This is a genomic window from Gemmatimonadaceae bacterium, from assembly GCA_030647905.1.
Lineage (GTDB): Bacteria > Gemmatimonadota > Gemmatimonadetes > Gemmatimonadales > Gemmatimonadaceae > UBA4720.
Window position 1 is genome coordinate 166976 of record JAUSJA010000027.1, and the last position, 20398, is coordinate 187373.

The 20398-nt window shown below is 62.6% G+C and carries 17 protein-coding genes and 1 tRNA gene; 13 read left to right on the forward strand and 5 right to left on the reverse strand.

The annotated features are described in order from the left end of the window. The first annotated feature begins 33 nt into the window (after positions 1–33). The 3 genes from dnaK to Q7S20_09795 all read left to right on the forward strand — a co-directional run bounded on the left by dnaK (position 34) and on the right by Q7S20_09795 (position 3845). Positions 34–1968: a molecular chaperone DnaK gene (gene dnaK / locus Q7S20_09785; GenBank protein ID MDO8502121.1), complete on the forward strand. Its 1935-nt coding sequence runs from the start codon at positions 34–36 to the stop codon at positions 1966–1968. Positions 1969–2057: 89 nt separating this feature from the next. Then, positions 2058–3635 (forward strand): trypsin-like peptidase domain-containing protein, encoded by a 1578-nt coding sequence (locus Q7S20_09790; protein MDO8502122.1) that lies wholly within the window; start codon positions 2058–2060, stop codon positions 3633–3635. A 128-nt stretch (positions 3636–3763) separates the two neighbouring features. Then, positions 3764–3845: transfer RNA gene (locus Q7S20_09795), tRNA-Leu, on the forward strand. Between the two features lie 115 nt (positions 3846–3960). On the opposite strand, the gene Q7S20_09800 is transcribed toward Q7S20_09795, so the two are convergent. From Q7S20_09800 to merA, 3 genes are all read right to left on the reverse strand, one after another. After that, complete coding sequence (locus Q7S20_09800; GenBank protein MDO8502123.1) at positions 3961–4182, reverse strand: heavy metal-associated domain-containing protein; 222 nt, start codon at positions 4180–4182, stop codon at positions 3961–3963. 246 nt (positions 4183–4428) lie between these two features. Further along, positions 4429–4836: a mercuric transporter MerT family protein gene (locus Q7S20_09805; protein ID MDO8502124.1), complete on the reverse strand. Its 408-nt coding sequence runs from the start codon at positions 4834–4836 to the stop codon at positions 4429–4431. A gap of 402 nt (positions 4837–5238) precedes the next feature. Then, positions 5239–6948 (reverse strand): mercury(II) reductase, encoded by a 1710-nt coding sequence (gene merA / locus Q7S20_09810; protein MDO8502125.1) that lies wholly within the window; start codon positions 6946–6948, stop codon positions 5239–5241. 550 nt (positions 6949–7498) lie between these two features. On the opposite strand from merA, the gene Q7S20_09815 reads away from it, so the two are divergent. Together Q7S20_09815 and Q7S20_09820 are read left to right on the forward strand one after the other, a co-directional pair. Continuing rightward, complete coding sequence (locus Q7S20_09815) at positions 7499–7828, forward strand: type II toxin-antitoxin system RelE/ParE family toxin (GenBank protein MDO8502126.1); 330 nt, start codon at positions 7499–7501, stop codon at positions 7826–7828. Further along, the gene (locus Q7S20_09820) at positions 7825–8211 is read left to right on the forward strand and encodes a helix-turn-helix domain-containing protein (protein MDO8502127.1); all 387 of its coding nucleotides are present in this window, start codon (positions 7825–7827) and stop codon (positions 8209–8211) included. The genes Q7S20_09815 and Q7S20_09820 overlap by 4 nt, the downstream gene beginning before the upstream one ends. A gap of 142 nt (positions 8212–8353) precedes the next feature. Here the strand turns inward: Q7S20_09820 and Q7S20_09825 are convergent, their stop codons facing one another. Next, the gene (locus tag Q7S20_09825) at positions 8354–9040 is read right to left on the reverse strand and encodes an SOS response-associated peptidase (GenBank protein MDO8502128.1); all 687 of its coding nucleotides are present in this window, start codon (positions 9038–9040) and stop codon (positions 8354–8356) included. Between the two features lie 116 nt (positions 9041–9156). On the opposite strand from Q7S20_09825, the gene Q7S20_09830 reads away from it, so the two are divergent. From Q7S20_09830 to Q7S20_09865, 8 genes are all read left to right on the forward strand, one after another. Then, complete coding sequence (locus Q7S20_09830) at positions 9157–9390, forward strand: hypothetical protein (protein MDO8502129.1); 234 nt, start codon at positions 9157–9159, stop codon at positions 9388–9390. 139 nt (positions 9391–9529) lie between these two features. Beyond that, positions 9530–10777 carry a trigger factor gene (gene tig / locus Q7S20_09835; GenBank protein MDO8502130.1) on the forward strand — a complete coding sequence of 416 codons (1248 nt, stop codon included), beginning with the start codon at positions 9530–9532 and terminating at the stop codon, positions 10775–10777. An 8-nt stretch (positions 10778–10785) separates the two neighbouring features. Continuing rightward, a complete protein-coding gene (gene clpP, locus Q7S20_09840) occupies positions 10786–11403 on the forward strand; it encodes an ATP-dependent Clp endopeptidase proteolytic subunit ClpP (protein MDO8502131.1) in 618 nt (205 codons plus the stop codon). Between the two features lie 86 nt (positions 11404–11489). After that, entirely contained in the window at positions 11490–12737 is a 1248-nt protein-coding gene (clpX, locus tag Q7S20_09845; GenBank protein MDO8502132.1) for an ATP-dependent Clp protease ATP-binding subunit ClpX, read from the forward strand. A 10-nt stretch (positions 12738–12747) separates the two neighbouring features. Further along, a complete protein-coding gene (lon, locus tag Q7S20_09850; protein MDO8502133.1) occupies positions 12748–15192 on the forward strand; it encodes an endopeptidase La in 2445 nt (814 codons plus the stop codon). Continuing rightward, positions 15192–15821 (forward strand): ribosome biogenesis GTP-binding protein YihA/YsxC, encoded by a 630-nt coding sequence (gene yihA, locus Q7S20_09855; GenBank protein ID MDO8502134.1) that lies wholly within the window; start codon positions 15192–15194, stop codon positions 15819–15821. Before lon ends, yihA begins: the two co-directional genes overlap by 1 nt. Continuing rightward, on the forward strand, positions 15818–16459 hold the full coding sequence (locus Q7S20_09860; GenBank protein MDO8502135.1) for a hypothetical protein: 642 nt from the start codon (positions 15818–15820) through the stop codon (positions 16457–16459). Before yihA ends, Q7S20_09860 begins: the two co-directional genes overlap by 4 nt. Before the next feature lie 21 nt (positions 16460–16480). Then, a complete protein-coding gene (locus Q7S20_09865) occupies positions 16481–17308 on the forward strand; it encodes an acyltransferase (protein ID MDO8502136.1) in 828 nt (275 codons plus the stop codon). Positions 17309–17826: 518 nt separating this feature from the next. Here Q7S20_09865 and Q7S20_09870 read toward each other — a convergent pair. Continuing rightward, on the reverse strand, positions 17827–20058 hold the full coding sequence (locus Q7S20_09870; protein ID MDO8502137.1) for an ATPase, T2SS/T4P/T4SS family: 2232 nt from the start codon (positions 20056–20058) through the stop codon (positions 17827–17829). Positions 20059–20398: the final 340 nt, after the last annotated feature.

The window sequence follows — 20398 nt, forward strand, 5'->3', positions numbered from 1 at the left end:
CGATACACAAGCATAAACAATTCAGGGGCTTATATGGCAGACAAAGTTATCGGAATCGACCTCGGTACCACCAACTCCGTCGTGGCGGTGATGGAAGGTGGCGATCCGGTCGTTATCCCCAACGCCGAAGGCGGGCGGACGACCCCGTCTGTCGTCGGCTTTACAAAGGACGGCGAGCGCCTCGTCGGCCAGATCGCCAAGCGGCAGGCGGTCACCAACCCGCAGAACACGGTCTTCTCGATCAAGCGCTTCATGGGCCGCAAGATGAGCGAAGTGAAGAACGAGACGGCGCGCGTTCCGTACAAGGTTCTGGGCGGCGGCAACGACGTCTCCACGGTCGAGGTCCAGGGAAAGCGGTATACTCCGCCCGAAATCTCGGCGATGATTCTCCAGAAGATGAAGCAGACCGCCGAGGATTACCTCGGATACAAGGTCGAGAAGGCGGTCATCACCGTGCCCGCCTACTTCAACGACTCGCAGCGCCAGGCGACCAAGGACGCCGGCAAGATCGCTGGCCTCGACGTGCTCCGCATCATCAACGAGCCGACCGCCGCAGCTCTCGCCTACGGCCTCGACAAGAAGAAGGACGAGAAGATCGCCGTGTTCGATCTCGGTGGCGGAACGTACGACATCTCGGTGCTCGAGCTGTACGACGTAGAGGGCTCGCGCCAGTTCGAGGTGAAGTCCACCAACGGCGACACGCACCTGGGTGGTGACGACTTCGACCAGCGCGTCATTGACTGGCTCGTGACCGAGTTCAAGCGCGATCAGGCGATTGACCTGTCGAAGGATCCGATGGCTGTCCAGCGCCTGAAGGAAGCAGCGGAGAAGGCCAAGATGGAGCTCTCGACGACGCAGACGACCGACATCAACCTGCCGTTCATCACGGCTGACCAGAGCGGCCCGAAGCATCTCAACTATCAGCTCACGAGAGCGAAGTTCGAGCAGCAGGTGGACGACCTGATCCAGCGCACGATTCCGCCGATGGAGCAGGCGCTCAAGGACGCGGGTCTCAAGCCCAACGAGATTGACGAGGTGATTCTCGTCGGCGGCTCGACGCGCATCCCGAAAATTCAGGAGATCGTCAAGAAGTTCTTCGGCAAGGAGCCCAACAAGGGCGTCAACCCTGACGAAGTCGTGGCGATCGGCGCGGCGATCCAGGGCGCAGTACTCACCGGCGAGCAGAAGGACGTTCTGTTGCTCGACGTGACGCCGCTCTCACTCGGCATCGAGACGCTGGGCGGCGTCACCACCGTGCTCATCCCGCGCAACACGACGATCCCGACCAAGAAGAGCGAGACCTTCTCGACGGCTGACGACAATCAGACAACGGTGGAGATCCACGTTCTGCAGGGAGAGCGCGAGCTCGCTACCTATAACAAGACAATCGGCAAGTTCCAGCTCACGGGCATTCCGCCCGCACCGCGCGGGATGCCGCAGGTGGAGGTAACCTTCGACATTGACGCCAACGGCATCCTGCACGTGACGGCGAAGGACAAGGCGACGGGCAAGGAGCAGAAGATCCGCATCGAGGCGTCGAGCGGACTTACCGACGCGGAGATTGACCGCATGGTCAAGGACGCGGAGAAGAACGCCGCGGCCGACAAGGAGCAGCGCGAGGCGATTGACGCACGGAACCGTCTCGATTCCCAGACGTATGAAGTGGAGAAGAACGTGAAGGAATGGGGCGACAAGGTGAGCCCCGAAATCAAGGGACGGATCGACTCGGCAATCGAGCGGTCGCGCAAGGCGCTCCGCGGCGACGACATGAGCGAGATCCGCCTGGCGCAGGAGGAGCTGACGAAGGTGTTCAGCGAGGCAGGACAGTCGTTCTACCAGCAGCAGGCGCAGGAAGCTTCGTCGCAGCCCCAGGGCGAGGCGGCTGGCCAGCCCTCGGGCGACGGGGGGAAAGCCAAGGCCGATGACGTGGTCGAGGCAGATTACGAGATCGTGGACGACAAGAAGTAGCTGAAGTGCGGACACCGGCCGCAACCTGCATGGGGCGGCTGGTGTCTTAGTTTTCAGGAATCAAACCTATTAGAGAGGTATCGGGTTTTATGTCTTCACTTTCATCGCGGGCCCGGTGGGGCGTGGTCGTTGTGGCTGCGTTTCTGGGCGGGCTCATCATCGCGTCGGGGGGACTGAATCTCTCGAAGCTCGGATTCGCCCAGGGCCGCCCCGACGCAAGCGCGGTCGCGCCGCTGGTGCAGGCGAGCAACGCATTCGTCGAGATCGCGGACCACGTGACTCCGGCCGTCGTCGCCGTCTCGGTCGAGAGCCGGCCGACGGCGAACTCGCACCGCCAGAGATTCCCGCAGGGACAGCTCCCGCCGGGATTCGAGGACTTCTTCAATCAGCAGGCGCCTCAGGTGGAAACGGGATCGGGCTCCGGCTTCATCGTCTCGAAGGACGGCTACATCCTCACCAACAATCACGTCGTGACGATGGGCGACCGCACCACAATCGCCGACCGCGTCACCGTGCAGATGCTCGACAACCGCGTATACAAGGCGCGGGTCGTAGGCAACGATCCGACCACCGACGTCGCGGTGATCAAGATTGACGGCAACAACTTCCCCACCATTTCGCTCGGCAATGACACGCAGAGCCGCGTCGGAGAGTGGGTTCTCGCGATAGGCAATCCGCTCGGCTTCGACTTCACGGTCACGGCCGGAATCATCAGCGCCAAGGGACGGAGCCTTCCCGGACTGCTGAGCCGCCGCGGTGACACTAACAACTACTCGATCTCCGATCTCATCCAGACAGATGCGGCGATCAACCCCGGCAACTCCGGCGGTCCGCTTGTCAATCAGCGCGGAGAGGTAATCGGAATCACCAGCGCCATCGCCAGCTCCACCGGCATGAACGCGGGATACGGATTCGCGATTCCCATCACGCTAGCGAAGAAGGTGATGGACGACATCATCGCTCACGGCAAGGTGCGCGTTGGAGTGCTCGGCATTCTCATTCGCGAAGTCACACCGGAAGACGCGGCGGTCGCGGGGATGAAGGACATCCGCGGAGCCAAGGTGGACGGATTCAATCCGCCCAGCGGGAGCGGCGCCGAGCGCGCGGGGATGCAGGCTGGCGACATCATCATCACCGCCGACGAGCAGCGGGTGGAGCGTGTGAGCACGCTTCAACGTATCATCCGCAATCACGCGCCCGGCGAGACAGTGCAGCTCGAGGTGATGCGGTACGGACAGAAGAAGAGCATCGGCGTGAAGCTGACGGAGTTGGCCGAGACGGCGCGAGTCAGCCCCGTATCCGGCTCGACTCGGCCCGGCAGCATGCCAAACGCGGCTCCGAAACCAGCCAATTATCGGAGCGACCAGCTCGGAGTATCGCTCGGGCCTGTTCCGCCGGAGGTCGCAACGAGTGCGAATCTGCCGCAGAATCGCCGCGGTGTTCTCGTCACCGACGTTGTTCCTCTCGGGCCGTCGTACAACAAGCTCATCGAGCACGACGTGATCTTCGAGCTTCTGTATCCCGCGCCCCGGCGCGCTATCAGGACGCCGGCGGATCTGCTGGGTGTGCTGAAAGGACTGAAGAACGGAGATTACATCAGCCTCAACGTGCACTCGCTCATCCAGGGCGGAGGGGACCGGGTCGTGAATATCCGCATCGGGGGATAAAACGAGCCGCAGAGCGCTGACGCGACACAGAGGCGCAGAAGTCGCAGAGACACGGTGCCCAGACGCAATGATTTCTCTGTGAACTCTGCGTCTCTGCGTGGCCGAAGGCCCTCTGCGTCTCTTCTTTAGCGGAAGTGGCGGAATTGGCAGACGCGCTGGACTTAGGATCCAGTCCCTTCGGGGGTGCGAGTTCGAGTCTCGCCTTTCGCATTCGGTTGCATCGTAACGACTTAGCCTCGAATTGTGCGCCGTTGGTTGGTGTGCTGTTCGGGGCTTCGTAGTCACTCTCGTAATCACTTTTCACCGAGAACCTCAGCGCGTCGAGCTACTTGGGCGCTGTTGATGCAACGACCGTCGCGTTGTATCCGAGCGTCTTTATGGCGGCTGCCATCTGCGCGATTGTCACCATGGCCGGATCGTAGGTCACAACAGCTCGACTCTCTTCGTACGTGACAACGGCTTTGGACACGCCAGGAAGCCGCCTGAGGACTTTGCGAACTCCGAAGACGCAGCCGCCGCACGTCATGCCCTGAATCTTGAATGTCACTGTCTTTGAAGCAGGTGCGGGACGCGAGGCGACACCGCTCTCTTTCTCGGCTACCGATCCAGATACTCCTGGCGTTCTTGCATCAGCCACACTGATGAACGCGTGAGTCGCGCCGCGCTCCAAAACCCGATCTGTATCACACAGGTCGCAAAGTGATAGCCCTCCGCCTACCGCGAAGACCCCTAAAGTTGCTGCCAGTTTATTCATGTTACATCCACAAAAAGTGAAAGTAGAAATTGCGGGTGATCAAAACACCCAGAGCGACCACTGCGGAAACGTGAGTAGCACGAGAGCAATCAGGGCCGCAGTCCACAGCACCACCTTGTCGCGAGTGCGATTACGAGGCACCCGGCAGACACCATCCGCGTCGCACGGTGCATCCCCGGCTTTTGCATCGCGGCGTCCGTAGACCGAGTAGAACCCCGCAGCCATCAGCCCGACTGTCAATATCGTGAGGACGGGACGCAATGGCTCGAACTGCCTCGCGAGGCCAGCGCCCACGCCCACAGTGACGAATAAGACGGGACCGATGCAGCAGAGCGAAGCCAGCAACGCGGCTCCAATGGCAGCCAGTGAAGGCCCAATGCCCCGATGACCGACAGGACGACTCGTGTCGCCGTCCGCAGCGGTGAGGGGATCAAATGACTCAGCCATGCTTCATCACCTTGGCCAAAGCATCTCTCAGGCTTGCGAGCGCCCGTCGCCCCTCGCCGGCTTCAACTCTGCCCAGGACACAAGTCTCCATGTGAGCCTGGAGTAACTCGGCAGCAATACCGTTCACTGCTTGCTTGAGAGCCGAAACCTGCACGAGCATATCGTCGCAGGACTTGTGGTCGGCTAGCATCTTCTTGACCCCACGTACCTGTCCCTCGAGACGCGACAACCGATTGTATATCGCACGTTCAGCGTCGCCTGTCAGATATGGTTCATCCGTGGGCAGGACCGTAGGAAGGACCCGTTTGCGGGAACGCCTGGCTGGAGCACCTCCCTTCGAAGTCTGCGAAGTTCCCTTCCGCGCACGCTTTCTCACTGTCTCAAAACCTGCAGAGGTTTTCGTCATGCGCAACAGCTCAACTTGCTTATGTCCATCGTGAATCCCTGAGCAGCGAGCTTCACGCTCTCTGCCCACGTTAGATACGGATGCAGCGTCCCACTGAGATCTCGTGCTGTAAGCCCAAACCGAATTGCGAGGGAAGCCTCGCCCATCAGCTCGCCGGCGAGTGGTGCAACGGCGTGAAAACCGAGCAATTTTCCGCTCCCCGCCTCGGCAACCATTTTCACAAAGCCCCGCGTCTCGCCGCTGACGAGAGCACGAGGGAGTTGAGCCATATCCAGCGTCGATACTTGTACGCTGTGCCCCAGTTCTCGCGCCTTTTGCTCTGTAAGACCGACTGATCCCACCTGGGGAAAAGTGAAAGTCACGTTCGGCACGACTGATAGATCAAACTCTCGAGGCTCACCACCCGCGCGATCTATAGGAGAAAGACTCTTCATCGCATTCTCGGCAGCTATGCGAGCGCCGGCCGCAGCAACGTATACGTAGCCCGGCCCTCCTGTCACATCCCCGGCAGCAAAGATGTCGGGGTTGCTTGTCCGCATGGTGGCGTCCACGGTCACGAACCCTCTGTCAGTCAAGCTCACCCCCACACTTTCCAAACCCAGGTCATCCGTGTTCGGACGTCTTCCCGCCGCGAATAGGATGCGGGTGCCTCTAAGGGTGCCCTCCAAGCTCCCCTGCTGCACATGCATGACTACATCGTTACCGTCGCGCTCGATAGCGGTAGCCACCGTCCCTGTGTGTATCTCGAGCCCTTCGGCTTGGAGGCATTCTTCCAATGCCGATGAGACAGCTTCGTCCTCGGATGGCAACAAGCGGTCTGCAATCTCGACCACGGTAACCTTGACTCCAAACCGGGCGAACATCTGCCCGAGCTCGAGACCCACGGCGCTTCCGCCGAGAACCAGCATCGAGTGAGGAAGCGCGCTGAGTTCCATGACCGTCGTGCTGTCGAGAGCGCCAACACCATCGGCTCCATTAATGGGGGGGATAGCTGGGCGAGCGCCGGTCGCCACGATCACCTTCCGGGCTTTGTGGGTGCGAACCTCGTTTCCTTCGCCGACGGTGACGATGACCGGAGCACCGTGACCTCCGCCAGCCAGCCTCGCTCGCCCCTTGAGCAGCGCAACTCCCGGATAGGAAGCGAGGACGTCAGCGTATTTCTCCCCTCTCATCTGAGTTACGAGATCGCCCTTGCTGCGAATGATCGCCGTCCAATCGAACTCCGCGCTGCATGGCGCAATACCTGGGAACCCTTTGCGAGCCGTGTGATAGTGCGATGCGGCCTCGATCAGATACTTCGACGGTATACAGCCGACGTTCACGCAGGTGCCGCCGAGCACACCCGCTTCGACGATCGCAACCTTCCCGCCCATCCCTGCAGCCTGTATTGCCGCAGCGACGCCTGCGCCGCCGGTTCCGATGACCAGCAGATCGAAACCCGCGTCGTGCTCATATGCGACAGCTGTCGCGCGATGGGAGTGCGGAGCAGAAATGGCCGACGACGTTTTTTCGACGGCTTCGTCGTTTGCGATGGATTTGGCTGCATAACCCGCTCGTTCGACTGCCGCAATGAGCGCGTCCACCGACACTGTGGTGTCCGTTGATACGTGTGCTCTAGCTGCGCGATAGTCAACGTCTGCCGAAGTCACGCCCTCTACGCGGTTGAGCGCCACAGCGATGTGACGCGAACAGTCCGGACACGTCATTCCGCTGACTTCGAGCTGGATAATCGGCTTTGCCACGGCAGCACCCTCTGTTTTCGTCATTGGATCAATATACCCGTACGGGTATAGAAGTTCAAAACCAAGGCGTCATGTTTAGACTGGCGGCCCCTTTTCGTTGACTTGCGGTTAATACCCAATGGGGTATCTTGTGGAGAACTTGCAAATCACGGAACCGGGGGGGTGGCCGCACTTCGAGTTATTGCGCTGGCCGGGGCAAACGTTCGTCGTAGTTTTCGTCGTACTCCGCCTACGAGTGTCTGCTGTTCAGTAAGCTTCAGTGCGTTTCTATACAGAGAGTGGCATTTGACCGCTGGGGCTCTGCTTCCCTTAGGATCCAGTGGAGCAATCCGTGGGGGTTCGAGTCCCCCCTTTCGCATGTCGTGGACTAAGAATGACCTGGACGACAGCCTGTCGCCGAACTCCAGAGGTTCCCACTTCCGCCTCTGGCATCGCGCATTGAGAGGAGACCGTCCCACGCTCTCAACTGACGCTTGCGTCATGTAGTTCCCAGTAGTATACTACTGGGTACTACATGACGCTTTTCCTCCTCACGTTCATCCAGACTACGATATACGCGTCAGCGGCTAAGCGGCTGCTCGACGATGAGCAACAGCGTGAAATCGAGCTGCTCATCTGCGCTGATCCAAAGGGTGGTGAGCTGGAAGCCGGTGTTCGGAAGATTCGCATCCCCATGTCGGGCCGGGGAAAACGCGGCGGTGGGCGGGTTGTCTACTACTACATCAAGCGGAAAGGTCGCGTGTATCTGCTTGATGTTTTCCCAAAGAATCAACGCGCTTCGCTCACAAGAGCCGAGAAGAATGAAGTGCGGAAACTCACCCAGCTGCTGGAGGATGAACCATGAAGATCACGAAAAAGAAGACTGCCTCCAAGATGAGCTACGGACAGCGACTAATCGGCTCTTTGAAGGAGGCTGTTGCAATTGAACGAGGCGAGGCTGCACCCGCTTCCGTGAGCACGCAGGTGGTCACTGCGCGGACTTCGACGGCGAGCCCCGCTCCTCTCTACGGAGCCAACGACGTGAAGAAGATCCGTACGTCGGTGAAGTTGTCGCAGGCAGTCTTTGCCGCGACCCTCAACGTGAGCCCCGATACGGTCCGCGCCTGGGAACAAGGGAAGAAGCAGCCAGGAGGGCCGGCCGCTCGCCTGCTTGAGCTGACAGAGAAGAACCCGGGATGGGTATTGACCGCCGTCCACGAGCGGATGCCGAAAAGGAACGACCGGTGACGGCCCCCACCACTTAGAGTCAACGGCGGCAACCGTTCCCGGTTGACGGACACCGTCCGGCTAACCCATGCTGAACCCGGAGGCCAGCCCAGTCATATTTTCTACCCGCTACCCGCTGCCCGCTGCCCGTGACCAGCTGCTCTCAGCTATCGGGTAACGGGTCACGGGTAGCGGGTAACTGCACCTCTGGCGAATCATTCTCCGGACTGTTGACGTACCTGCTCACCTCGTAGCACTCGAGGTCCGGCGCTTCATACGGGGTGAGCAGCTCCAGCAGCCGCGCCTCGCTCGTCGCCCGGTCGAGCCACTCCTCCGCCGCGTCGAGCGTCATCACAACCGGAATCCGGTGATGGTAGACCGACATCCTCGGCCCCGCTTCCGTCGTGATGACTGTGCAGGTCTCGAGCGGCGCTCCATCCTTGCCCCACCGCTCCCACAGGCCCGCCATGGGGAAGGCGCGATGTCCACTCAGATGAAAGAACATCGGCACCTTCGCTTTGCCCACCTGCGTCCACTCGTAATAGCCGTCCGCGAGAATGAGGCAGCGGCGTGCCTTGAACGCGTCCCGGAAGGCCGGCTTGACGGCAAGCGAATCCGCCCGCGCGTTGATCATCCGGTTGCCTATGGAGGGGTCGGTCGCCCACCACGGCACGAGTCCCCATTTTCGCGCGGAGACGGCGGGAGCGCCTTCGCTGTCCAGCGCGATCGTCCACTGCTCCTGCGATGGGGCGATGTTGTAGCGCGGCGTGAATCCGGGAATCACGCCAGGCAGCTTGAACCGCTCGAGGACATTCACCGGAACGTCGTGGAGGGAGGACCGTCCGCACATCCATTCAAACCTAAATGCGGCGCGAACCGGCGCCAGCGAAAGTGGATTTTGCTGCTGCCCGACGCGCTGGCCCGAAACCCGCAGTTCGGTGGGCAACCCGCTAAGACGAGGATCCTATGGCGAAGTGCGAGGTGTGCGGCAACAGCTACGACAAGTCGTTCACGGTCACGATGGCCGCCGAGACACACACGTTCGATTCGTTCGAGTGCGCGATCCATCGGCTCGCGCCAACCTGCTCACACTGCGGATGCCGCATCATCGGTCACGGCGTCGAATCCAAGGGCACCTTCTACTGCTGCGCCTCGTGCGCCTCCATGTCCGGCGTCACCGGACTCGAGGACCGCATCTGAAAAGAGTCGTTACTACCGCTGCCACGTAGAGTAGCTGGCGGGCGCGCGACCAACCTGCCGGCCCGGGACTGACCCACTATCTATAATGTGTGCCCCGGCGCGTCCTGAGCGTCTGCCCCCGCCTGTTATATTAGAAGTCATGAACATCGAGATCTCACACAAGGAAAACTCGGGCGTGGACAGGCACGTCCAGGTCTCCGTTCCGCTCGACGAAGTGAAGAGCGCCGAGGACAAGGCGGCGAAGCGTTACGCGTCGTCGGTCAGGCTGCCCGGCTTCAGACCCGGCAAGGCGCCCGCGCAGATGGTGCGGAAGAAGTTCGCCGAAGCGATCAGGCAGGAGGCCCTCGAGGCCATAGTTCGCGATGCCTACAAGGAAGTGATCGAGAAGCAGGACCTCAAGGTCGCTTCCCAGCCGCACGTGCACGACGTGAAGTTCGAGGAGGGCAAGCCGCTCACCTTCGAGCTCCATTTCGAGCTCCGTCCGACGGTCGAGCTGGCGCGCACTTCCGGCTTCAGAGTCACCCGCCGCAACACCGCCATAACCGACGAGAACGTCCGCGACCAGATCGAGGCCATTCGTGATCAGCGCGCTTCGTGGACGCCCGTCGAAGGCAAGCCGCTGCCGGGAGACATGGTGAACGTCGAGATCTCGACCGGCGAGGACACCCCCGCAGGCGAGGCGCCACGCTCGTACCCTCTCGTGCTCGGCACCGGCCAGGCGATCCCCGGCATCGAGGAGCTGATCATGGAAGCCGCGCCCGGTGAGACCGTCGAGCGCCCGGTGAAGTGGCCCGACGAGTTCCCCGAAGAGGCGGAGCGCAGCCAGACGAAGACGGTCAAGGTCCGCCTCCAGGACGTGAAGCGGAAGTCGGCCCCCAATCTGGATGATGCGTTCGCGCGCGAGGTAGGCGACTTCGATTCGCTCGAAGCGCTCACTACCGCGGTCCGCACCGATCTCGAGGAGCACGCCAAACGGGATGCCGACGCCGAAGTCCGGCAGAAGCTCGTGGACGAGATCATCGGCGCCAATCCGTTCGACGTCCCGCCGAGCTGGGTCCGCCAGTTCGCCCAGAACTACGCTGAGGCGTACCAGATCCCGGAAGAGGAACACGAGAAGTTCTCCACCGAGTTCCGCTCGATGGCCGAGCGCCAGATCCGCCGCGATCTCGTCACCGAGACTATCGCCGAGCGTGAGAAGCTCGAGGCGACGGAGAAGGACATTGACGACCGTATCACCGAGCAGGCGGAGAAGCGCGGAATCAGTCCGGGCCAGCTCTACGCCCAGCTCGAAAAGAACGGGCGCCTGAAGGAGATCGAGCGCAGTCTTACCGAAGACAAGGTTTTCCAGTGGCTGCTGGAAAAGAACGAAGTTCAAACCGAGAGCTGAGACAGAAAATGCCGACTCTGTACACACCCTACGTAATCGAGCGCTCGAGCCGCGGCGAGAGGTCCTACGACGTCTTCTCACGCCTCCTCATGGACCGCATAATCTTCCTCGGCACGCCGATAAATGATGACGTCGCGAATGTCGTGATTGCGCAGCTCCTGTTCCTCGAGGCAGATAATCCGGAGCGCGACATTCACATTTACATCAACTCGCCGGGCGGCAGTGTTTCGGCGGGAATGGCGATCTACGATACGATGCAGTTCCTGAAGTCACCGGTGAACACCAACTGCATGGGTCTGGCAGCGAGCATGGGGGCGTTCCTCCTCGCGGCTGGACGGCCCGGAAAGCGGTCGGCACTGCCCCAGTCCAGGGTCATGATCCACCAGCCGAGCGGCGGAACGCAGGGCACGGCATCAGATATCGAGATCCAGGCCAGGGAGATCCTCTACCTCCGCGCCAGGATGAACGAGCTCATGGCCAAGCATACCGGAAGGCCCCTCGAGCAGATCGAGCGGGACATGGATCGCGACCGGTTCATGTCGGCGGAAGAGGCGAAGGCATATGGACTTATAGACAATGTGATCACCTATCGCGGGCAGATAGAGGCGGCACTTGCCAAGAAGTAGGGATCCCGATTCATGCTTGACCGTTTCCGGAACCCCTGTTAGTTGTTCAGGCAGCACACGTTTGCGTCTCCAGCACCCTCGGGCCTATGTCGCAGGATAAACACCTCCGCTGCTCTTTCTGCGGAAAATCAAAGGACTCAGTCCGGAAGTTCATTTCCGGACCATCCGTTTACATCTGCAACGAATGCATCGCTCTCTGCAACGAGATTCTTGCGGAGGACGAGGAGCGCGAGGTATCCGAGGCCATTACCCAGGTACCGTCGCCGCAGGAGATCAAGGACGTCCTGGACCAGTATGTGATCGGGCAGGAGCAGGCCAAGAAGGCACTCTCGGTCTCGGTCTACAATCACTACAAGAGAATCAACTCTACGTCGCTCAAGGACGATGACGTGGAGCTGGACAAGTCGAACATCCTGCTGATCGGCCCCACGGGCGTCGGCAAGACGCTCCTGGCGCGCACGCTCGCGCGGATCCTCGACGTTCCCTTCACCATCGCCGACGCCACGACTCTGACCGAGGCGGGATACGTTGGCGAGGACGTGGAGAACATCCTCGTCCGACTGCTCCAGGCAGGCGATTTCAACATCGCCGAGTGCGAGCGCGGCATCGTCTACATTGACGAGATAGACAAGATCGCGCGCAAGTCGGAGAACCCGAGCATCACGCGCGACGTGTCGGGCGAAGGCGTGCAGCAGGCGCTGCTCAAGATCATCGAGGGCACGGTGGCCTCGGTCCCGCCGCAGGGTGGCCGCAAGCACCCGCAGCAGGAGTACATCCAGCTCAACACCAAGGACATTCTCTTCATTTGCGGCGGCGCGTTCGACGGCCTCGAAAAGATCATCGAGGCGCGCACCGGCCGGCGACAGATCGGGTTCAACAACCTGACCGGAAAGAAGGAAGACGCAGCCGACCCGATGCAGATATTCGCCGAGGTGGAGCCGGACGACCTGCTGCGCTACGGGATGATTCCCGAGCTCGTGGGACGTCTGCCGGTGACGGTGGCGCTCGAGTCGCTCGACGAGAAGTCGCTCGTGCGCATTCTCAAGGAGCCGAAGAACGCGCTCACCAAGCAGTATGCCAAGCTGTTCGGGCTCGAGGAGGTGAAGATCACCTTCGACGAGGGAGCGCTCGCAGCGATCGCGGGGAAGGCGCTCAAGCGCGGCACCGGCGCGCGCGGGCTTCGCGCCATCCTCGAGGAAGTGCTGATGGAGGTCATGTTCGACCTTCCCAGCCGCGAGGACGTGGTCGAGGTCAAGGTGACCGAGTCCTGCATCATCAATGGCACCCAGCCGCTTCTCGAGATCTCGCCGCTGCGGCGCAAGAAGGAAGCGTAGCCCCGTTAAAGTGACTCACGAATTCATACGCGACGGAGAGAAGGTGCAGGCCGCCGCCCGCATTCCCGTTCTCCCGCTTCGCGACGTCGTAATCTTTCCTTATGTCGTGATCCCGCTGCTCGTCGGACGCCAGCCATCGCTGGCGGCGATAGACGCGGCTGTCGAGACCGACAAGCTCATCCTCCTCGTCGCCCAGAAGGAGGGCGAGACGCAGGAGCCGGGCGCCGCCGATCTGCATCGCGTCGGCGTGCTCGGTCGCGTTCTCCAGGTGGCCCGCCTTCCCAACGGCAGCACGCGTGTGCTCGTCGAGGGATTCGCTCGCGCCCGCGTGACGCGGTACGTGTCGGGCGGACCGTTCATGCGCGCCGTCATCGCGCCGATGGAGTGGGCGGGACTGCCGCCCGAAACGGAGACCCGCGCGCTGGCTAATCGCGTCCTCTCACTGTTCGAGGAGTACGTCGCGCTCCACCGCCGCATTCCCCCCGAAGTCGTGGGGCTGATCCAGAGCACGGAGTCGGAGGAGCGGCAGGCGTGGGGAGTCGCCGCGCACATGGCGATCAAGTTCGACGTCCGACAGAAGCTGCTCGAATCGCGCGAGCTGCAGGGGCTGCTGGAATCCCTGTCCCGCATCATCGGCAGCGAGAGCGAGCTGCTGCGCCTCGAGCGGAAGATAGACGACGACGTGCGCGGCGCGCTGTTCCAGAACCAGCGCGAGTTCTATCTGCAGGAACAGCTGCGTGCGATTCACAAGGAGCTGGGCGAGGACGACGGCGACGACTTCGGCGATCTCGAGACGCTCGTCACGAAGAAGGCGCTGCCGGAAGCCGTGAAGGCGCGCGTGCTCCGCGAACTGCGGAAGCTGAGGCGGATGTCGCCCATGTCCCCCGAGTTCACCGTATCGCGGAACTTCGTGGACTGGATCGTCGCGCTGCCGTGGGAAGAACGGAGCGACGACGTGCTCGACGTCGCGCATGCGCGGCGCATCCTCGACGAGGATCACTACGGGCTGGAAGAGGTGAAGGAGCGCATTCTCGACTTCATCGCCGTGCTGTCGCTCGTCGGACGCATCCAGGGACAGATCCTCTGCCTCGTCGGACCTCCCGGCGTCGGCAAGACGTCGCTCGGCCGATCCATCGCGCGCGCTCTCGGACGCAGGTTCATCCGCATGGCGCTTGGCGGAGTGCGCGACGAAGCCGAGATCCGCGGTCACCGCCGCACGTACATCGGCTCGATGCCGGGACGAATCATCCAGGCGATGCGCCGGGCGGAAGTCGTGAACCCGGTGATTCTGCTGGACGAAGTGGACAAGCTCGGCCAGGACTACCGTGGAGATCCCGCGTCGGCGCTGCTCGAGGTCCTCGATCCCGAGCAGAACGTGACGTTCAACGACAACTACCTCGAAGTGGATTACGATCTCTCCCAGGTGCTGTTCATCACGACCGCGAACAGCCTGAGCGGAATTCCGGAGCCGTTGCGCGACAGGATGGAGATCATCCGCCTCGCCGGTTATCTCGACCACGAAAAGATGGCGATCGCGCGGCAGTATCTGCTGCCGAGGCAGCTTGAGGCGAACGGGATGGATCCGGCGAACGTTGCGCTCGACGCGGACGTGCTGCCGGCGATCATGCGCGGATACACTCGCGAGGCGGGAGTGCGCGAGATGGAGCGGCGTCTCGCGCGGCTCGCGCGCAAGCTCGCCCGCAGGAAGGCGGAAACGCCCGTGAGCCCGGCACGACAGCACGTGACGGCGGCCGACCTTCAGGATCTGCTGGGGACTCCGCCATTCGATCCGGATGACACGTCGCTCGAGGACAAGATCGGAGTCGCGTCGGGGCTCGCGTACACGAGCGTCGGCGGAGAAGTACTGGAGATCGAAGTCAGCGTAGTGAAGGGACGCGGCAAGTTGCAGCTCACTGGAACGCTCGGCGACGTGATGAAGGAATCGGCGAGCGCGGCGCTGAGCTACGCGAGGACTCGCGCGAAGCAGCTCGGGCTCGATGGCGACTTCTATCGCAATCGCGATATCCACATCCATATGCCGGCGGGCGCGACTCCGAAGGACGGTCCGTCGGCGGGGATCGCGATCGCGACGAGCGTCATCAGCGCGCTCACCGGAGTCCCCGTTCGCGGTGACGTGGCGATGACCGGCGAGATCACGCTGCGCGGGCGGGTGCTGCCGATCGGCGGGCTCAAGGAAAAAGCGGTGGCTGCCCACCGCAACAAGGTTTCCGACGTGATCATCCCCGCGGGGAACGCGCGCGAAATAGACGAGCTGCCGGAAGAAGTGCGCGCCAGCGTGCGGTTCCATCCGGTGAAGACGATGGACGAGGTGCTGGCGATCGCGATGCGCGGCGACTCGCTGAAGAAGGCGGCGGAGCGTCGTGAGGCGCGGATGTCGTCGCGCCGCGCCCGCACCGGCGGCGAGGGACTCCAGGACAGCTTTACGGCGCACTGATGGCTGACTCGTCCGGATCGGACCCACTCGTAATCCGGAAGCTGGAGTTCATGGGCGGCATGGCGTCGGCCTCGGGCTGGCGACCTCCTCCCGACCTTCCGGAGATCGCGTTCGCCGGACGCTCGAACGTTGGAAAGTCCTCCCTGCTCAACCGCCTCGTGCGAAGGAAGGCGTTCGCGCGCGTGAGCCGCACGCCGGGCCGGACGCGGGAGATCAACTTCTTCCGCGTCAACGACGACTTCATCCTTTCCGATCTTCCGGGGTATGGCTACGCGAAGGTCTCGAAAGAGAAGAAGGCGGATTGGAAACCCCTGATCGAGGGATATCTCCGCGGCACGCCAACGCTGGCCGGGGTGGTCCAGCTTCTGGACATCCGCCGCGACCCGAGTGATGATGATGTCTCGATGCTCGACTTCCTCGCTGAGCTGGAGATTCCGACAGTCGCCGTGCTGACCAAGACCGACAAGCTTTCCCGCGCGGCCGCTGAAGCGCGCGCAAGGGACATAACGAGCGCGCTGGCGCTGTCCCGCGAGCAGACGATACCATTCAGCGCCACGACGGGCGAAGGACGCGAGGAGCTGGCGGAGGCGCTCGTCTCTCTGCTCGCAATGACCAGGGGACCGGCATGAGGGCATTGGCGGCGATTCCCGTCATCGTTGCCCTGGCGCAGGGATGCGCCGCGCCCAGTGTGGCTGGCGGCGGCGCGCCCCAGGTGCCGGTCATCGATGACACGACGAGCCGCGCCGGCATCCCCGCGGGATACGGGTCGCTCCGGCAGGACGACATCGCCATCCGGCTCGAGCCGCAGGGTCTGATCGTACGCGCCATCCCCCTCGATGAGAGCGTCATTCGCCTGCTCACCCCCGACTCATATCGGGCCCTGCGCGATCTGCAGGAGAGCAACCGCCGCACGATTGACGCGATCACGCGGAGATCGGGCGGAAGATCGCCGGACCTGTGGTACGTGTCGTTCTACGGGCTCGAGGAGAACGCGCGGTTCTCACCGATGGACCTGGTGATCACGAGCGGCGGCCAGGACTTCCGGCCGGTGGACGTCATCCCTCTCAGCACGGGATTCGGCGAGCAGCGGCTCAGGCAGCGCGAGACTCAGAGCGCGGTTTACGTGTACCCCGGCGACATAGACGTGGACCACCCCCTCACGGTTACGTTTCAGGGACAACAGAGCGTGATCTGGGAGCAGCTCCTGCAGCGCATCGAGCGCGAGCGCGCTCTTATCCGCGCCCGCGCGTCGCGCGGTGCCAGATAAACGAACTAAATGGTGTGAACGATGACACTACTTCCGCTGCGCAAGCTGTCCGACCGTCCCTGCGCCGCGACCGTGGCCGACTGGCTCGGACATATCGAGTCCGCGATCGCCGACGATGCGACAGACCGATCCGATCTCTGCCGTCGGACTCTGTGCGACATCGTGTATCCGCAGTACTCGTCGAACTGGGAGACGGCGTGCCAGGACCCGGCGGTTCCTGCGGGCACTCGCCTCGCTCTTTCCGCGCTCGACCCGCGCAACATCACGCTCGAGCCCGAATACTACGCGGACTGCAACGACGAGAAGTTCCAGCGCGTAAAGCCGCTGCTGTGGCTCTGGTACTCATTCGATCGCACGCCGCTCGGCGGGCAGAACGTGGATCTGGGAGTCCGGCTGAGGCGCATCCTGGCTCCGCGCATCTTCAAGCGGTGCGGGAAGAACTTCAAGGCGTTCCAGCACGTCGAGTTCTCCTTCGGCTACAACCTGGAGGTCGGCGACGACGTGGTGGTTCATCGCCACGTGCTGCTCGACGACCGCGGCGGCATAGTGCTGGGCAACCGCGTCTCCATCGCCGATTACGCCAACATCTACAGCCACACGCACAGCATCATGGATCAGAAGGACGTGACGAACGCGGTGACCCGCCTCGATGACGGCGCTCGTATCACGTACCACGCGACGGTCCTCGCGGGAGTGCACGTGCACGAGGAAGGCATGGTCGGCGCGTTGGCCGTGGCAACGAAAGATGTGCGTCCCTATCATGTGAACGTCGGCATTCCCGCCAAGAGCGTCCGCGTCAAGCCCAACGCTCCCACCGGTCCGGCCGACGTGACTACCGTCAAGACCTAGGGGCCGGCATCCATGTCAGAAGGTTGATACGAATGCGACGGATTGAACGGATAGTTTTTTTCTTTGTTAGGTTCTTCGCGGAATTCCGGGGGCGTCACCATAAGCATGCAGCCGGCCAAGAGTGTGTCAGCAGTGGGCTCGAGCCAATTCAACTGAGAAGGGCCGACCTGCCAGCGGTCGGGGAGGCAGAACGTCAGCTTCGAGGATACTACGAGACGCGCGGATTTATGCCCTTTCGCGCGATGAACGGGCGGTACTAAACGCCCTACAACACGAAATCTTCCAATATGGCTGATTTCAAGAAGCCCTCGAAGCTGACACTCTGCCTCCCTGACCGCTGGCAGGTCGGCTGTTCTCAGTTATCGAGCGGATAGCTCACGGCTTCCGACCGACAAGTGCTTCTTCCTTGAGACAAGGGCGACGTTTCCCGCTAATCCGTGAAGAACCTTAAAGAAAATCCGTTTCATCCGTGACATCTGTGCACATCTGTGCCATCTGTGGTTCAAAGCTCTTGCTGGTTAGCGAACCCTGAGAACATCCTCGACAGGCCCCGCATCACCACCGGCGAGCAGATGCAGTATGTGCGACAGGGCTTCACGCTCGCGCGGCCAGATGAAGCGCGCCGAGGCATCGTGCGGCGAGAGCCACTCGTACTGCTGGTGCTCCGCGCCCAGCGTCACCTCGCCGGGCTCGTCCACGAATGCGGCGAAGACGACGGCCAGCTGGACTGTGCCGAACATGTGCAGGTAGAAGGGCTGCACGGTCACGTTGTAGAGGCGTGCGACCTCGAGGCCGGTTTCCTCCCTGACCTCGCGCACGGCGCCGTCCTCGGGGCGCTCATCGGGATCGAGGCGGCCGTGGATGGTTTCCCATGCTCCGGGACAGCGCGTGTCGTTGGCGCGCTGGACGGCGAGGACCTTCCACCCGTCGGCTAGCGGGCGGATGACGTACACATCCACGACCCCCGCTGTGATCGCGGTCATGCCGGTGGACCGCGGCGAATGCCCGGCGGGCGGCTTCGAGGTTTCATGCGGAGAATCAAACTCCAGCGCGCCGCTCGCGGGAGTGTCGAACAGGTCCCGCATCTCGTTGCGCACGTGGTCGCGCCCGGCCGGGTCGCCGGCGGCCTGCTGCTTCAGCACGCGCAGCAGCTCGTCGCCGCTGGTCTGCCCGGCGGCGAGGTGCGCGAGCCCGGATTCCCATAGCGACCGGCAACCGCCGCGGTGCACTATCGCGGCCAGTGAATCCACGGCGGCGCCGGTGGCGATGCCCCGCTCGAGCTCGGCGTCGGCGACGACGATCTCCGTCACCGCGAGGCGCCCCCGATAACCGGTCATCGCACAGCGGTCGCAGCCCACAGGCGTGTACACCATCAGGTCGCCCATCACGGTCTCGCGAAGTTGAAGCGGGACCCCATCGTTTGCGACGATTCTGCAGCCGGCGCAGAGCCGGCGGATGAGCCGCTGCGCGACGACACCCTTGAGCGCAGCGGCGAGCTTCGCGCTATCCACGCCAAGGTCGGTGAGACGGGTGATCGAGCTGCATGCGTCGTTGGTGTGCAGCGTGGCGAAGACGAGATGTCCGGTGAGCGACGCCTGAATCGCGATCGCGGCGGTCTCGCGGTCACGAATCTCGCCGATCAGCACGACGTCGGGATCCTGTCGAAGTATCGAGCGCAGCGCGGCGGCGAAGCTGAGCCCCGCCTTTTCGTTGATCTGCACCTGGACGATCCCCGGAACCCTGTACTCCACGGGATCCTCGACGGTGATGATGTTGAGACCCTTCTGCTGAATCTGCCGGAGCGCAGCGTAGAGAGTCGTCGTTTTTCCCGATCCCGTAGGCCCGGTGACGAGGACGAGTCCTTCGCGCGTCTCGAGGAGTTTCTTCATTCGCGGTGCATCGATGGAGTCGAGGCCCAGCGAGTCGAGAGACCGGATCGCCGCGCGCGGATCGAGAATCCGGATGACGACTTTCTCGCCGTGCGTCGCCGGCAGCGTCGAGACGCGCAGATCCACGCGCGAGCCGCCGATTCCGACAGATGCGTGCCCGCCCTGAGGGCGCAGGCGATCGGCGATGTCCATCTTCGCCATGATCTTGATGCGCGACACGAGTGGCACTCCGACGGCCTTCGGCAGGAGCATCGCGTGCCTGAGGATGCCGTCAACGCGATACCGAACGGCGATGCCGTCCTCCTCGGGCTCGAGATGAATGTCGCTGGCGCGCTGCTCGATGCCCGCGGCGACGACGCGGTCCACCAGGCGCACGACTGGTTCGCCGCTGATCGCCTCGAGCCGCTTCGTGCGCGACTCGACTCCGCCCCCCGCGGCATACGTCTCTTCGATTCGCCCGGCGATCGTCGCCGGCGCGGCGAGCCACATTCTCACCGACCTGCCGCACACGAACGCGAGCGATCGCTCGCAATCGAGGTCCCACGGATTACCGGTGGCCACGTCAATCGTGGTGTCGGTGGCCGAAAGAGGGAGAACATGATATCGGCGCGCCATTCTCTCGGGCAGAATTGCCTTCGCTTCGGGACTCACGTCGAGCGAGAGGGCGATCGGCGTGCGCAGACGCCGCGAAATCGCTTCCAGGAGGTCGTCGTCCGCTACCAGGCGAAGGCGGATCGCTGCTTCCCAGATGGTTCCGTGGGGCGACGCGGAAGCCGCAGCAGCGGCCGCAGCGGCGGCCTCGGGCGACACGAGCTCCTCGAGGACGGGGAGAATCCACTCGTCTCTGGCGACGGGATGCATGCCGCGCATTCTGAGCTTCCGGAGATGATTTAGCGTCAGCGGGATAGTGCGGTGCGCAGCGTTCTACTTCGTGACCCGCTGCCCGCTGCCCGTTACCCGCTATCCGCTATCCGTGATCCGTTATCCGTTATCCGTTATCCGTTATCCGCTACGGCGCGTCAATCGGACAACGGACAACGGGAAACGGGAAACGGGAAACGCGCATCGGGCGGCGGGCAGCGGGCAGCGGGTCACGGGCAGCGGGCAGCGGGTCACGGGCAGCGGGCAGCGGGTCACGGGCAGCGGGCAGCGGCTAAAACTGCGAGAGTTCTAAGGGATGGAAAAGAAATTGATATTCCAA